Consider the following 13,946-nt stretch of genomic DNA (forward strand, 5'->3'; position numbering starts at 1 on the left):
TCTAGCTGGTTACTGGATCACAAACTTCTTTCATTGAATCCGCAATCACAACAGCCAGTTTTTCATAGCGTGTTCGTAACGGTGAACCTGGACGGTAATCCAAGGTGACAAGCCGTTTGGGCTCTGGGTCAACCGCCTTAATATAAACCACGCCATCACGGTGCATGCTTTTCGGTACGGATAACTTAGGCAGTAAGGTGATACCTGTTTCAGCCGCCACCATATTTCGCAATGTTTCTAGGCTGGTCGCACGGAATCGTGTGTCTTCTTTTGCACCTGCCGCAAAGCAAAAGCCCAGCGCTTGATCGCGCAAGCAGTGCCCATCAGCAAGCATTAATAAATTTTCGCCATGCAATTCAGGCATTGGGATTTCTTTTTCTTTTGCCCAACGGTGACTTTCCGGCACGGCCAACAGCATAGGCTCCAGGTAAAGCGGAATTTCTTTAAAATGCTCAGTCTCTTTTACCGTGGCCACAATAATACAATCGATCTTGCCTTCATCAAGTTGTTGCACCAGTTGATGGGTTTGCGCCTCATGCAAAAAAAGCTCCAGCTCAGGGAAGGTCTGTTTGATTGCCGACACAATATAGGGCAAGAGATACGGACCAATCGTGGGAATAAAGCCTACATGCAAGGGGCCCGACATTTCCTCCCCTTGTTGGCTTGCCATCTCTTCCAGCACTTTTACTTCCATTAAGATTTTTTGCGCTTGCCTAACAAGCTGCATCCCTGCATCAGTAAACAGCACTTTGCGACTCGTGCGCTCCAACAGCATAACGCCAAGCGCATCTTCGAGCTTGCGTATCTGTCCACTCAAGGTGGGCTGGCTAACAAAACACGCCTCTGCGGCTTTGCGAAAGTGCTGATGCTCAGACAAAGCAACCAAGTATTCAAGATCACGGATATTCACGCCACACCCCATTGATAGATTTCACTTATTAAAATGATAAACCTAATCAATTAGATCTATCTACCCCTATCGACATAATATAACCACATCAACCGGAAACACCGGATTAAAGAACTGAAAAAACAATTATTATTTAAGGGGCTACACCATGGAACTGATTAATAAAGAAGGTCAAAAAATCCCAAGCGTTACTTTCCCAACTCGTCAAGGTGATGCATGGGTGAATGTCACCACTGATGAGCTGTTTGCAGGTAAAACCGTTGTTGTATTCAGCCTACCAGGTGCATTTACACCAACGTGTTCATCGACTCACCTGCCACGCTACAACGAACTGCACTCAGTATTTAAAGAGCACGGCGTTGATGACATTCTGTGCGTGTCAGTGAATGACACCTTCGTGATGAACGCTTGGAAAGCAGATCAAGACGCAGAGAACATTACTTTCATCCCTGACGGCAACGCAGAATTTACTCGCGGCATGGGCATGGCTGTCGCAAAAGATGATATCGGTTTTGGTGAACGTTCATGGCGTTACAGCATGCTGGTTAAAGACGGCGTGGTAGAGAAAATGTTCATCGAGCCAAACGAGCCAGGTGACCCGTTCAAAGTGTCTGACGCTGACACTATGCTGGCATACATTGCACCAGAACATAAGCTGCAAGAATCCATTACGGTATTCAGCAAACCAGGTTGTCCGTTCTGTTCGAAAGCGAAACAGCTTCTGATCGATAACAAGTTACAGTACGAAGAAATTGTACTTGGCAAAGATGCAACCACAGTGAGCCTTCGTGCAATCAGTGGTCGTGCAACCGTACCGCAAGTCTTCATCGGTGGTAAGCACATTGGTGGCAGTGAAGAGCTAGAAGCGTACCTCGCTTAATCTCAACATTCACCATTTCGAGGGCAGCACACGCTGCCCTCACTATTTAAGTTAAGTAACTTTTTATCGCGCCTTCTGGAATTTGTTTCATCTGGAGAAGAACAATGAAAACCTTGAATGTTGATGTAGCAGTGATTGGTGGTGGTACCGCAGGACTAGGCGCTTACCGCGCTGCTAAAGCACACACGAATAATGTCGTCATGATCGAAGGTGGCCCTTACGGCACAACGTGTGCTCGCGTTGGTTGCATGCCTTCTAAACTGCTCATCGCCGCCGCTGAAGCGGTTCACAATATCGAGAAAGCACCGGGCTTTGGTGTGCATCTTCAAGGTGAAATTAAAATCAACGGTCGTGAAGTGATGGATCGCGTAAAACGCGAACGTGACCGCTTCGTTGGTTTTGTCTTGGAAGGCGTTGATGAAATCCCTGCTGAAGACAAAATTGCTGGCTACGCGAAATTCATTGATAACAATACGCTGGTGGTTGATGGCCATACTCGTATTGAAGCCAAACGCGTGGTTATTGCAACCGGCTCTCGCCCAACGTGGCCAGCCCCTTGGAATGACCTAGGCGATCGTTTGATCATCAACGATGACGTTTTTGATTGGGACGATTTGCCTGAATCGGTTGCTGTATTTGGCCCAGGCGTGATCGGCTTAGAACTTGGTCAAGCACTCCACCGCCTTGGCGTGGAAGTGAAAGTATTTGGTGTTGGCGGTCAAGTTGGCCCTCTTACTGACCCAACCGTGATGGCATATGCCGACAAAGCCTTCAATGAAGAGTTTTACCTTGATGCCGATGCCAAGGTTGAAGAGATGGTTCGTGAAGGCGACAAAGTTCATATTCGTTACCTCGACAAGCAAGGCGAGCAGCAACACATGGTCGTTGATTACGTGCTAGCCGCAACGGGTCGTCGCCCGAACGTCGACAAGCTAGATATCGAAAACACCCGCATGGAACTGGATGCCCGCGGCGTTCCAACCGCAGACTTCTATACCATGCAAACCAGTGTTGACTCTATCTTCATTGCCGGTGATGCGAGCAACCAACTTCCTCTGCTGCATGAAGCCGCTGACCAGGGCCGAATTGCGGGTGACAACGCAGGGCGTTTCCCGGATATCCGTGCGGGTCTGCGTAGGAGTAAAATCTCAGCCGTATTCTCTGATCCACAAATCGCGATGGTGGGTGAAACCTACAAAGAAATCACGACCCGTCTTGGCACATGTGGATGCTTTGAAATCGGTACTGTGTCATTTGAAGGCCAAGGCCGCTCGCGAGTGATGCTGCGTAACAAAGGCATGCTAAATGTATATGGCGAGCAAGGAACAGGCCGTTTCTTGGGCGCAGAAATGATGGGCCCGAACGCCGAACATTTGGCTCACTTACTTGCTTGGGCACACCAAAACCAAATGACCATTTCACAGATGCTAGATATGCCTTTCTACCACCCTGTGATTGAAGAAGGCGTGCGCACCGCCCTTCGTGACCTGAATGCAAAGCTACACCTAGGTCCTGAAATGATTAAACATTGTCTGGACTGTGGTCCGGGTTGTTAATTTCCCCTTATTGGAATACACACGTATTCGTTTATTTGTAAACTTGCACTTTGCCCTCCTTTACGGAGGGCTTTTTTATTTGTAGGCTGCAAGCAGTTGATAGTTTTAGGGCTACACATAAATGAGCTGCCGATTTTGCCAAGATGCATCCCTTTCCATTCGCGCCAAACTCGGTCGCTGTAAGCGCTGCATGATCCAGCTTGCTATCATGAACCTAGTGCTTTGGCCAATTTGGTTGGTGTGGTTTAGCGACACGCCCAAGTCCATCGAATCGATTACGTTATTATTTGCAGGCGGCGCGAGCGCAATCTTGCTCATACTTCATTTGATCTTGATGCCGTTTCGTCGGGGCGAGCCAGCAACAAAAAAGTGAACTCCGACACCATCAAAGCGCTGAAGTCACTAAGCTGAAAACAAAAAACCGGCCGAAGCCGGTTTTTTCATGTTTGTTATTCTCACCATTTACGCGACGTTTGCTTTCGCAATCAGTCTGTCTTGGTCAAAAGTAAACTCAAGAGCAACTTCATCACACGCATGCAAGCGCGGGCAAAGCTCACAATCTTTCATCACTTTCTCTGGCAACAAAGATTTCGAGGTTGGAATAAAGCCCTGTCCCATGAAGAACTCAGGAACACGCGTCAGCACAAACACTTTCTTGATGGCCATGTTTTTGGCTTTCTTCAAAAGATGCTGAACGATAGCGCTACCTTGGCCTTGGTTCTGCCAGCCTGCCTCTACGCCCAATGAACGCACTTCTGCAAGACCTGAGTCGTACACATACAAAGACGCACAACCCGTCACTTCACCTTGGTGTTCAGCAACCGCAAACGAGCCAATATCGCGCACTAACTCATTACGTTCACGTGGCAAGTTTTCACCCAGTCCTGCCCAGTAAACCACCATGCCTTCGATCGCATCAAGGTCAGTCAATCTCGCACCACGTACTTTCACACGCGGAGAGTAACGCTTATCAAGGCGCTTCTCGGCCTGACTGATGGCATATTCCACTTGAGTTGGCGCTACGCCGCCCAATGCACTGCGTTTTTCAAGGCAGGATTCAATAGTTAGGATCGGATAGACATCTTCATCAATCACGCTCGAGAACTGTTTCATCTCATCCAGCGACAGCTCTTCCAGTGCACAACCTTTTTCGATGGCGGCAACAACAGCAACACCCACAATATGGTGCGCTTCGCGGAAGGGAATGCCTTTAGCAACCAAGTAGTCAGCTAGCTCTGTGGCGTTAGAGTAGCCTTGCATGGCCGCTTCCAAGGTACGTTCTTTGTTGATTTTGATGCCATCAAAGCAAAGCGCTGCCATTTCGATACAGTCAAACCACGTATCTAACGCGTCAAACAGGCCTTCTTTGTCTTCCTGCATGTCTTTGTTGTAAGCCAACGGCAGTGCCTTCACTGTCATCATCATGGCGGACATGGCACCAAACACGCGGCCTGTCTTACCACGAATCAACTCAAGGGCATCTGGGTTTTTCTTCTGTGGCATCAAGGATGAGCCCGATGTCACCGTATCTGCCAACTCAACAAAGTTCGACTCGCCCGAGTTATAGAAGATCAGATCTTCTGCCATACGCGAGAGATGAAGCATAGAGACAGAAGCGACAGACATCAGCTCCATCACATGGTCACGGTCAGACACAGAATCTAAGCTATTACGGGTTGCACGACGAAAACCAAGACTATGCGCCAAGGCTTCACGGTCGATAGGATACGCAGTCCCTGCCAATGCTCCAGAACCCAATGGGCAGGTATCTAGGCGAGTCAGCGCATCGTTTAAGCGCGAGTAGTCACGCTCAAACATTTCGACATACGCGAGACACCAATGAGCAAACGTTACAGGTTGCGCACGCTGCAAATGGGTATAGCCAGGCAATACGGTGGTTTGATTAACTGCCGCAACCTGAACCATCTGATTTTGCAGCTTGTCCAATGCAAGAAGGAGTTGCTGGCCCTGCTGACGACACCAAAGCTTAAGATCTGTCGCCACCTGATCGTTACGCGAACGACCCGTGTGCAACTTTTTACCCAAGTCACCGACTTTGGCAATCAGCTGCTGCTCAACCCAGCTATGAATGTCTTCGGCATCGGAGCGCAGGATCTGCTCAGGGTCTTCCATCACAGCCAACTTGATTTCGTTTAGCGCTAGCTCTAAACGTTGTTGCTCCTGTTCTGTCAGCACACCCACTGAGCGCAACGCTTTAGACCAAGCGATAGACCCCACAATGTCCTGCTCCGCGAGGCGATAGTCAAAACGCAACGAATCATTAAACTGCTTAAAACGTGTGTCGGCTGCCTGACTAAACCTTCCGCCCCATAACGCCATATTTACTTCTCCTTAATCTCTATTGCTTCCAAGCTTGCTGTCTATTTTTGCTTTTTTTCGTTCAGCGCGCGAATGCGGCTCGACAGCGAGTAGAGACGGATAAAGCCACCCGCATGGCTGTGATCGTAAACATCATCTTCACCAAAGGTTGCGAATTCTTCCGAATACAGGCTGTTGATCGAGCGCTTCTGCACTACTGTAGCCTGTCCTTTATACAGTTTCACTACCACTTCACCGGTGACCGCTTCTGCCAACTCATCGGCAGCCGCTAAAATGGACTTACACAGTGGTGTGAACCAACGACCATCATAAATCAGGTGAGACGCTTTCAAGCCCAATTCTTCACGGAACTCGAAGCAATCTTTGTCCAATACCAGTTGTTCAACGCCACGCAGCGCTTCCATCATGATGGTGCCGCCTGGGGTTTCATAACAACCACGAGACTTCATGCCCACCAAACGGTTTTCAACGATATCGATACGACCCACACCATGGCGTGAACCTTTTTCATTTAGCGTTGTGAGAACTTGATACGGGGACATTGCCTGACCGTCAACCGCGACCACTTCGCCTTTTTCTACCAACAAGGTAACTGTTTCAGATTGATCTGGCGCTTGCTCAGGATCAACCGTCCAAACCCAGCAAAGCTCGTTAGGTTGGTTCCACGTATCTTCCAGAACGCCGCCTTCAGTAGAGATGTGCCAAGCGTTAGCATCACGGCTGTAGATTTTCTCAAGGCTTGCCGTACACGGAATATTACGCTCTGCCAAATAGTCCAGTAGGGCTTCACGGCTACGAAGATCCCACTCACGCCATGGCGCAATGACTTTCAAATGCGGTGCCAGTGCAGCAAATGCGCTTTCAAAACGCACTTGGTCGTTACCTTTACCCGTACAGCCATGACATAAGGCATCAGCACCCACTTCAAGCGCACATTCAACCTGCGCTTTCGCGATGATAGGACGCGCCATGGAGGTACCTAGCAAATATTTGCCCTCGTACATGGCACCGGTTTTCAGGCTCGGGTAAATGTATTCCGCCACCATTTCTTCTTTCAGATCAGCGATGTAACACGCTGATGCACCAGAAGCGATGGCTTTTTCTTCAATGCCGACCAGCTCTTCTTCGCCCTGACCCACATCTGCCACGAACGCGATAACTTCACAGTCATAGTTTTCTTTTAGCCATGGAATGATCGCCGACGTGTCGAGACCGCCAGAATACGCAAGTACAACCTTCTTAATAGTGCTCATAGTAACTCTCCTTGTTACCGCTCTGACGGTCAGTACAGGCGGCGAACGACATTAATAAATAGATATAAATTCAGTTAAACAGTGAAACGGGTACCGATATTGCCGCCGCTGAATAAATCAGCCAGTCGCTCAGGGTAACGCCAGCTCGCCACTTCAATCGGACGACCTAACGCGTTTGCCGCTTCAAACGCCGCTTTCACTTTGACGATCATGCCGTCGGTGATCACGCCGCTTTCAATTAATTCATCTGCCAATTTTGCATCAAGTGCAGGCATCAACTTGCCTTTACCGTTCAGTACGCCACTCACGTCAGAGAGCAACACCAACTCAGCGTCCAGTGTCGCTGCAACCGCAACCGCCGCCTGATCCGCATTCACGTTCATCAGTTCACCATTCGCATCAAGCCCAATCGAGCTGATGATTGGCACGCAGCCAGTGGCCAAAATCGCTTGCAACAACGCAGAGCTACCCGGTGTCGCTTTACCAACATGACCCAATTCAGGATCCAGTTGCGTGATTTGGCACAATCCGCCATCCGCCAAGCTGAGGCCAACCGAATCAATACCGCTTCTTACCGCTTGCCCTTGCAGCAATTTATTGGCGGTACCTGCCAGCGCACCCGCAACCACGTTAATCTGATCTTTTGGTGTGACGCGTAAACCCTGCTTTTTCTCGACCTTGAGGTTCAATGCCTTCATCAGGTCATCCACCAAATAGCCACCACCGTGAACTATCACAATCTCACGATGAGCAGAGGCCTTGTATGCAGCAATGGCATTGAACAGCTTTTCCAAGGTTTCAGTGCAAGAAAGCGCTGCACCACCCAGTTTCACTACCAATGGTCGTAAACTCATCATGACTCTCCTACACAATCGCCGTTAATGGCGCAAACCCAAAACGAATGTTTATGCACTGCATGGCTTGGCTCGCCGCGCCTTTTAGCAAATTATCGATAGCAGAAGTCAAAATCACATGCTGCCCTTTCACTGACCAGCCGATATCGCAAAATCCTGTATGTTGAACCGATTGCAATCTCGCACTTTGCCCCGCACCCAGAGGACGCACTAATGGCATATCTTGATACGCGCTTTCAAGTGCTTCAGACACTGCGGATTCTGTCACATCATCAGCCAACTTTGCTGTAATGGTTGCGAGAATACCGCGTTTGAAATTACCAAGATGAGGCGTAAATATCACATCACAGCCGAGGTGTGTTGCAATCTCAGGCTGATGACGATGGCTGAATATGCCATACGCATGAAGGCTAACTTCGCAATAGCTGCTCGTCATGGATGCTTTACGCCCAGCACCAGAAACGCCACTCACTGCATTGATCACAGGCCATTGATTGAGATCCAATAGTCCATTATCAATCAGTGGCTTAAGCGCAAGTTGTGAGGCTGTTGGATAACAACCCGGCACCGCAATTAAATCCGCTTTTGCAATCGCTTCATGGTTCCATTCCGCTAGGCCGTATACCGCGTTATCTAGCCACTCAGAATGCTGGTGTTCGAAACCGTAGTAGGTGGTGTAGAAGCTATCTGACTGAACGCGAAACGCACCCGACAAATCAAACACCTTGCAGCCTTGCGCCAAAAAGGTTGGTGCGATGTCATGGCTCACTTCATGGGCCGTCGCCAGCAACACAACGTCTGCGCTCTTCGCGACACTTTCAACGCTGTTTAGCGGCAACAAAGGCAAATCAATCAAACCTTTCAATGTGCCATGAAGAGCACTGATCGGCTTCCCTGCATCTGCACTGTTTTCAGACACATAAAGGCCGGTTAATTCAAGTTGGGGATGAAGATGAACCATTCTGGTCAACTCGGCACCGGTATAACCGCTGGCACCGACGATCACTGTCTTTAACATATAAATCCATTTTGCTGTCTGGTTATGACTAGATGAAACATTCAGCTCACTCAGCTGCGGGAGGGGCATACGCACCCAACGTTATGATTAACGTCGGCATCGTCGCAATAGAAGGGGGGTTGAGAACTTATCCATTTCGTATCGTACCTTTCGCTGCATCCAATGAGCTTTATAATTGTTTATTCATTTAAAATGAATTTATATGTGCTTTTTAGCGTGATAAGTGACTGATGTCAACAGTATACATAAAATAAAAACACCAAGTTTCTCTCACGCTCACAGATAACATATTGCGCTCAACTTCAGTGTAATTTTGTTACATCTCGCTGCGCGCCCCGTTAGAACAGGGATGCACAGGAAAAAGTATGATTTTAAGCGCGTATAAGATTGACCTTAGGGGCTCTCATTGGCTAGATTGAGCCATTACGATTGCAATTTGGATGTAACAAAGTTACGAAATGGATGACTTATGAATGACAAGTATGACGCTCTAAAAAGCAACGTTAGCATGTTGGGACATTTGCTGGGTAACACCATCAAGGGCGCTCACGGTGATGAATTGCTGGCAAAAGTAGAAGATATACGTAAGCTTTCGAAATCTGCATCAGCAGGAAGCGATGACGACCACGCCAAGCTCATTGACGTACTACAAAGCCTTCCGAACGATCAATTGCTCCCCGTCGCACGTGCGTTTAGTCAATTTCTTAACCTGACCAATATCGCAGAACAATACCATTCGATCTCCCGCAACTGTGAAGAGCTTATCTGTAGCCCTGATGCGCTGGATGACTTATTTCAGCGTTTAAAAGGTAACGATGTCGCCAGCAGCGATGCCGAAAAAGCGGTAGATGACCTGAAGATAGAGCTGGTATTGACTGCACACCCAACTGAGATTGCACGTCGTACTACCATTCATAAGCTGGTTCAGATTAACAAATGCTTGTCTAAGCTAGAACTCAGCGACCTTTCGTCTAGTGAGCGTGATAAAGCCGAATTACGCTTGGAGCAATTGATTGCACAGGCTTGGCATTCAGACGTTATCCGTCAGCAGCGCCCAACCCCACTCGACGAAGCCAAGTGGGGCTATGCCGTTATCGAAAACAGCCTATGGCAAGCTGTCCCTGAATTCTTGCGCCAGTTTGATCAGAAACTTAAAGGTCACCTTGGTAAAAGCCTGCCAGTGGACGCCGCACCAATTCAGATCTCAAGCTGGATGGGCGGCGACCGAGACGGAAACCCTTTTGTTACCGCAGAAGTGACCCACGAAGTCCTATTACTATCACGCTGGAAAGCAGCGGATCTGTATCTGGGCGATATTCAAGAGCTGGTCAGCGAATTGTCGATGACACGTTGCAACGACATCGTTCGAGCAATGGCTGGCGAAGAGCACGAACCTTATCGTGCGATACTGAAATCTCTGCGAAAAACGCTCACCAACACACTAGATTGCCTTGATGCAAAAATCAAAGGCCAGCATATTGATGAAAAAGATATTCTCACCAATGTGGACCAGCTTTGGACGCCGTTACACGCCTGCTATCAATCTCTTCACGAGTGCGGCATGGGCATCATTGCCGACGGTCTGCTTCTTGATACCTTGCGTCGCATTCGCTGCTTCGGCGTGAACCTGATCAAACTCGACATCCGCCAAGAAAGCACCCGCCATGCCGACGTGTTATCTGAAGTCACGCGCTGCTTGGGTATGGGCGACTATAGCCAGTGGAGCGAGCAAGACAAACAAGCGTTCTTGGTTCGTGAATTGAGCTCAAAACGCCCTCTCCTTCCGCGTGATTGGGAGCCGTCTGAAGAAGTTCAAGAAGTATTAGATACCTGCCGTATCGTTGCTCAGCAACCACGTGAAGCCTTAGGCGCTTACGTCATCTCTATGGCGCGTACCGCGTCTGATGTGCTCGCCGTGCACCTTCTTCTTAAAGAAGCAGGCTGCCCGTTCCGCATGGATGTTTGCCCATTGTTTGAAACCCTCGACGATTTGAACAATGCAGAATTGGTGATCAGCCAACTGCTGAACATTGATTGGTATCGTGGGTTCATTCAAAACTTCCAGATGGTAATGATCGGTTACTCCGATTCTGCCAAAGATGCCGGCGTGATGGCTGCAGGCTGGGCACAGTACAAAGCGATGGAATCGCTGGTTACGCTATGCGAAAAATCAGGCGTTGACCTTGTTCTGTTCCACGGCCGTGGCGGTTCAATTGGTCGCGGCGGTGCGCCAGCACACGCCGCGCTATTGTCTCAGCCACCACGCAGCCTGAAAGGCGGCCTGCGCGTGACAGAGCAAGGTGAAATGATCCGATTTAAGTTGGGTTTGCCCGATGTCGCCACCAACAGTTTAAATCTGTATGCCAGCGCCATCCTTGAAGCCAACTTGCTGCCACCACCAGAGCCAAAACAAGAATGGCGCGACCTGATGGAAACATTGAGTGACGTTTCTTGTGAAGCCTATCGCGATGTTGTGCGTGGCAGTAAAGACTTCGTTCCTTATTTCCGCTCAACCACACCAGAGCTAGAGCTTGGCAAACTGCCATTGGGTTCACGTCCTGCAAAACGTAACCCAAATGGTGGTGTAGAAAGCTTACGCGCGATTCCATGGATTTTCGCATGGAGCCAAAACCGCCTACTACTCCCAGCCTGGTTGGGTGCAGGTCAAGCTATCCAATACTCCATCGATAATGGCCACTTGAAGCAGCTAGAAGAAATGTGTCGTGAATGGCCATTCTTTTCAACGCGGTTGGGTATGCTTGAAATGGTCTTCACCAAAACCAGCCCGTCGATTGCCAAATACTATGACGAGAAATTGGTTGATGAGTCACTGTGGCCACTGGGTGAGCAGTTGCGTGCACGCTTAGCGCAAGATATCAAAGCCGTCCTGATGGTAGAAAATAGTGATCACCTCATGGAGCAAAACCCATGGGGAGCAGAAGCGATTCGTCTGCGTAACATCTACGTTGAACCGCTCAATATGCTTCAGGCTGAACTACTTAGCCGTACTCGAGCATCGGAACAGGAAAGCCCGGAACTCGATGAGGCATTGATGGTAACCATCGCCGGTATTGCGGCAGGTATGCGCAATACCGGATAAATGAGAAAATGACTCAAAAGTAAGAAAGGCTGCCAAGTTGCAGCCTTTCTTACTTTAGGAAAGGCTTTTTCGATTGTTGTTGGATTGATAATGTTATTAATATGTTTTCATGTCTGGTTAGAGGATCTATGACCCTCAGAACAAGACTAAACACCGACGTATAATTAACCGTTTTAATGCCTTGTTGTATCGCCTTTTTCACCTGTTAAATTTGGGTGTAATAGTTGTTGGCCTTGGTGATACTAAAGACCATTGATGACGAATCGATCCACCCAGTGTTGCGGAGATAAATAATTCGCCATAGAGCGATGTCCCAGGGCTAAGGATCGCCTTTTTTTATTTTGGATAGAAGAGATGTCACTACCGCATGTAATTCTCACGGTGTTGAATCATCGTGATGCAACTGGTTACGATATAACGAAAGAGTTTTCTCGTGCCATTGGCCACTTCTGGAAAGCCAGCCACCAGCAGGTTTACCGTGAACTCAACAAGCTCGCCGATATGGGCGCAGTAAGTTGCCGGCTCGAACCGCAAGATGGAAAACCTGACCGTAAGGTCTACACCATCACCGATATCGGCAGACAAACGTTATACGAATGGTTTTTACTTCCGGCAAAACACCCGACTGACCGCGACGAAGTTTCAGCCAAATTACTCACATGCAGCATATTTGAACCGACTCCAATGATCGAGCACATGCATGCTTTGATCGACGAGTCACGTATGCAACTCAGCCAATACCGAGACTTAGAGCGAAGCCAGTACTCAGATTCTTCCTTACTGACACGAGAAGGACGTTTGGAACGCCTGACCCTACGCCGCAATATCTTACGTAAAGAGGCTTGGTTAACTTGGGCAGATGAAGTACTGCTCGAGCTGGCAGCAATGGAAGCGACAACGGCGAATCAAAAAGCATTTGCCTCGCGCTAAGCTAAACAGACAAAAAACAAAAACCGTCGCTATCGCGACGGTTTTTTTTGTCTTTTGCATGCCTGTATCTTGAAAGCGTTAAGATGCTTCTTGTAGTCAAAATAGCAAGATTAAACGCCTGGACGCACACCCAATGTATGACACATTGCGTAAGTCAGCTCTGCTCGGTTCAAAGTATAGAAGTGGAAATCTTTAACGCCTTCACGGCTTAGTACACGAACCATATCGATAGCTTGGCTCGCCCCTACCATTTGACGCGTCACCGGATCATCGTCCAAGCCTGCAAACTGATTGTGCATCCAGTTCGGAATGCGCACATTGGTCATGTTGGCAAATTTTGCGGCCTGCTTGAAGTTCGACACAGGCAAAATGCCTGGGATAATTTCCACATCAATACCTGCCGCCACACAGCGGTCGCGAAAGCGCAAATAGCTTTCCACATCAAAGAAGAACTGAGTGATCGCACGGTTCGCTCCTGCATCCACTTTGCGCTTCAGGTTGATCAAATCTGCCTGAGCACTTTTTGCTTCTGGGTGAACTTCTGGGTAGGCCGCCACAGAAATATCAAAGTCGGCTTCGCCTTTTAGCAGTTCGACCAAATCAGATGCGTACATCTCTGGCTTCTGCCCTTTCTCGGGTAAATCGCCACGCAATGCAACGATATGACGAATACCGCTGTTCCAGTAGTCACGAGCAATCGTTTTAAGTTCATCGCGGGATGCGTCGATACAGGTCAAATGCGGGGCAGCTTCAATGCCTGTTTCCTGTTTAATGCTTTTGACAATCGAATGGGTACGATCACGCTCACCAGAGTTTGCGCCATACGTAACAGAAACAAATTTAGGCTGTAGGGTTTTCAAACGCTGCACCGATGCCCACAGTGTCTGCTCCATAGATTCTGAGCTTGGCGGGAAAAATTCAAAAGAGACATTGATGTCGCCATTCAAATCGGAAAGGTTCTGGTTCAATGAATCCAGATGGCTAGCGTGTGAGTAACCCATAGTGTCTCCCTACATCGGTGTGAATTCACCGAGAAATCCTTGATGACGGCATCCGTTTAGCCGTCTATATGTCTAGATATTGAATTGCAAGCAACTCAAAGTCA

The 13,946-nt window shown here is 48.6% G+C and carries 11 protein-coding genes; 5 read left to right on the plus strand and 6 right to left on the minus strand.

Annotated features, from left to right (window positions below):
• Position 1: 1 nt before the first annotated feature.
• Positions 2 to 910 (minus strand): DNA-binding transcriptional regulator OxyR, encoded by a 909-nt coding sequence (gene oxyR / locus AB8599_RS14675; protein ID WP_407331606.1) that lies wholly within the window; start codon positions 908 to 910, stop codon positions 2 to 4.
• 148 nt (positions 911 to 1,058) lie between these two features.
• On the opposite strand from oxyR, the gene AB8599_RS14680 reads away from it, so the two are divergent.
• From AB8599_RS14680 to AB8599_RS14690, 3 genes are all read left to right on the plus strand, one after another.
• Positions 1,059 to 1,790 (plus strand): glutathione peroxidase, encoded by a 732-nt coding sequence (locus tag AB8599_RS14680; protein ID WP_407331607.1) that lies wholly within the window; start codon positions 1,059 to 1,061, stop codon positions 1,788 to 1,790.
• Positions 1,791 to 1,894: 104 nt separating this feature from the next.
• The gene (locus AB8599_RS14685; RefSeq protein ID WP_407331608.1) at positions 1,895 to 3,346 is read left to right on the plus strand and encodes a dihydrolipoyl dehydrogenase; all 1,452 of its coding nucleotides are present in this window, start codon (positions 1,895 to 1,897) and stop codon (positions 3,344 to 3,346) included.
• Between the two features lie 121 nt (positions 3,347 to 3,467).
• A complete protein-coding gene (locus AB8599_RS14690) occupies positions 3,468 to 3,719 on the plus strand; it encodes a DUF3624 domain-containing protein (RefSeq protein ID WP_407331609.1) in 252 nt (83 codons plus the stop codon).
• 89 nt (positions 3,720 to 3,808) lie between these two features.
• On the opposite strand, the gene argH is transcribed toward AB8599_RS14690, so the two are convergent.
• From argH to argC, 4 genes are all read right to left on the minus strand, one after another.
• Positions 3,809 to 5,686 carry an argininosuccinate lyase gene (gene argH / locus AB8599_RS14695; RefSeq protein WP_407331610.1) on the minus strand — a complete coding sequence of 626 codons (1,878 nt, stop codon included), beginning with the start codon at positions 5,684 to 5,686 and terminating at the stop codon, positions 3,809 to 3,811.
• 41 nt (positions 5,687 to 5,727) lie between these two features.
• Entirely contained in the window at positions 5,728 to 6,939 is a 1,212-nt protein-coding gene (locus AB8599_RS14700) for an argininosuccinate synthase (protein ID WP_407331611.1), read from the minus strand.
• A 74-nt stretch (positions 6,940 to 7,013) separates the two neighbouring features.
• Positions 7,014 to 7,793, minus strand: coding sequence for an acetylglutamate kinase (gene argB / locus AB8599_RS14705; RefSeq protein WP_407333237.1), 780 nt, complete (start codon positions 7,791 to 7,793; stop codon positions 7,014 to 7,016).
• A 10-nt stretch (positions 7,794 to 7,803) separates the two neighbouring features.
• Complete coding sequence (gene argC / locus AB8599_RS14710; RefSeq protein ID WP_407331612.1) at positions 7,804 to 8,811, minus strand: N-acetyl-gamma-glutamyl-phosphate reductase; 1,008 nt, start codon at positions 8,809 to 8,811, stop codon at positions 7,804 to 7,806.
• Between the two features lie 469 nt (positions 8,812 to 9,280).
• Here argC and ppc point away from each other — a divergent pair, with 469 nt between their 5' ends.
• Both ppc and AB8599_RS14720 read left to right on the plus strand, forming a co-directional pair.
• The gene (ppc, locus tag AB8599_RS14715; RefSeq protein ID WP_407331613.1) at positions 9,281 to 11,911 is read left to right on the plus strand and encodes a phosphoenolpyruvate carboxylase; all 2,631 of its coding nucleotides are present in this window, start codon (positions 9,281 to 9,283) and stop codon (positions 11,909 to 11,911) included.
• A 354-nt stretch (positions 11,912 to 12,265) separates the two neighbouring features.
• Positions 12,266 to 12,841 carry a PadR family transcriptional regulator gene (locus AB8599_RS14720; protein WP_407331614.1) on the plus strand — a complete coding sequence of 192 codons (576 nt, stop codon included), beginning with the start codon at positions 12,266 to 12,268 and terminating at the stop codon, positions 12,839 to 12,841.
• A gap of 110 nt (positions 12,842 to 12,951) precedes the next feature.
• Here AB8599_RS14720 and metF read toward each other — a convergent pair whose 3' ends face one another.
• Entirely contained in the window at positions 12,952 to 13,842 is an 891-nt protein-coding gene (metF, locus tag AB8599_RS14725; protein ID WP_407331615.1) for a methylenetetrahydrofolate reductase, read from the minus strand.
• Between the last annotated feature and the right edge of the window lie 104 nt (positions 13,843 to 13,946).

This window comes from Enterovibrio litoreus (genome assembly GCF_045679545.1).
In the GTDB taxonomy this organism is placed as follows: domain Bacteria; phylum Pseudomonadota; class Gammaproteobacteria; order Enterobacterales; family Vibrionaceae; genus Enterovibrio.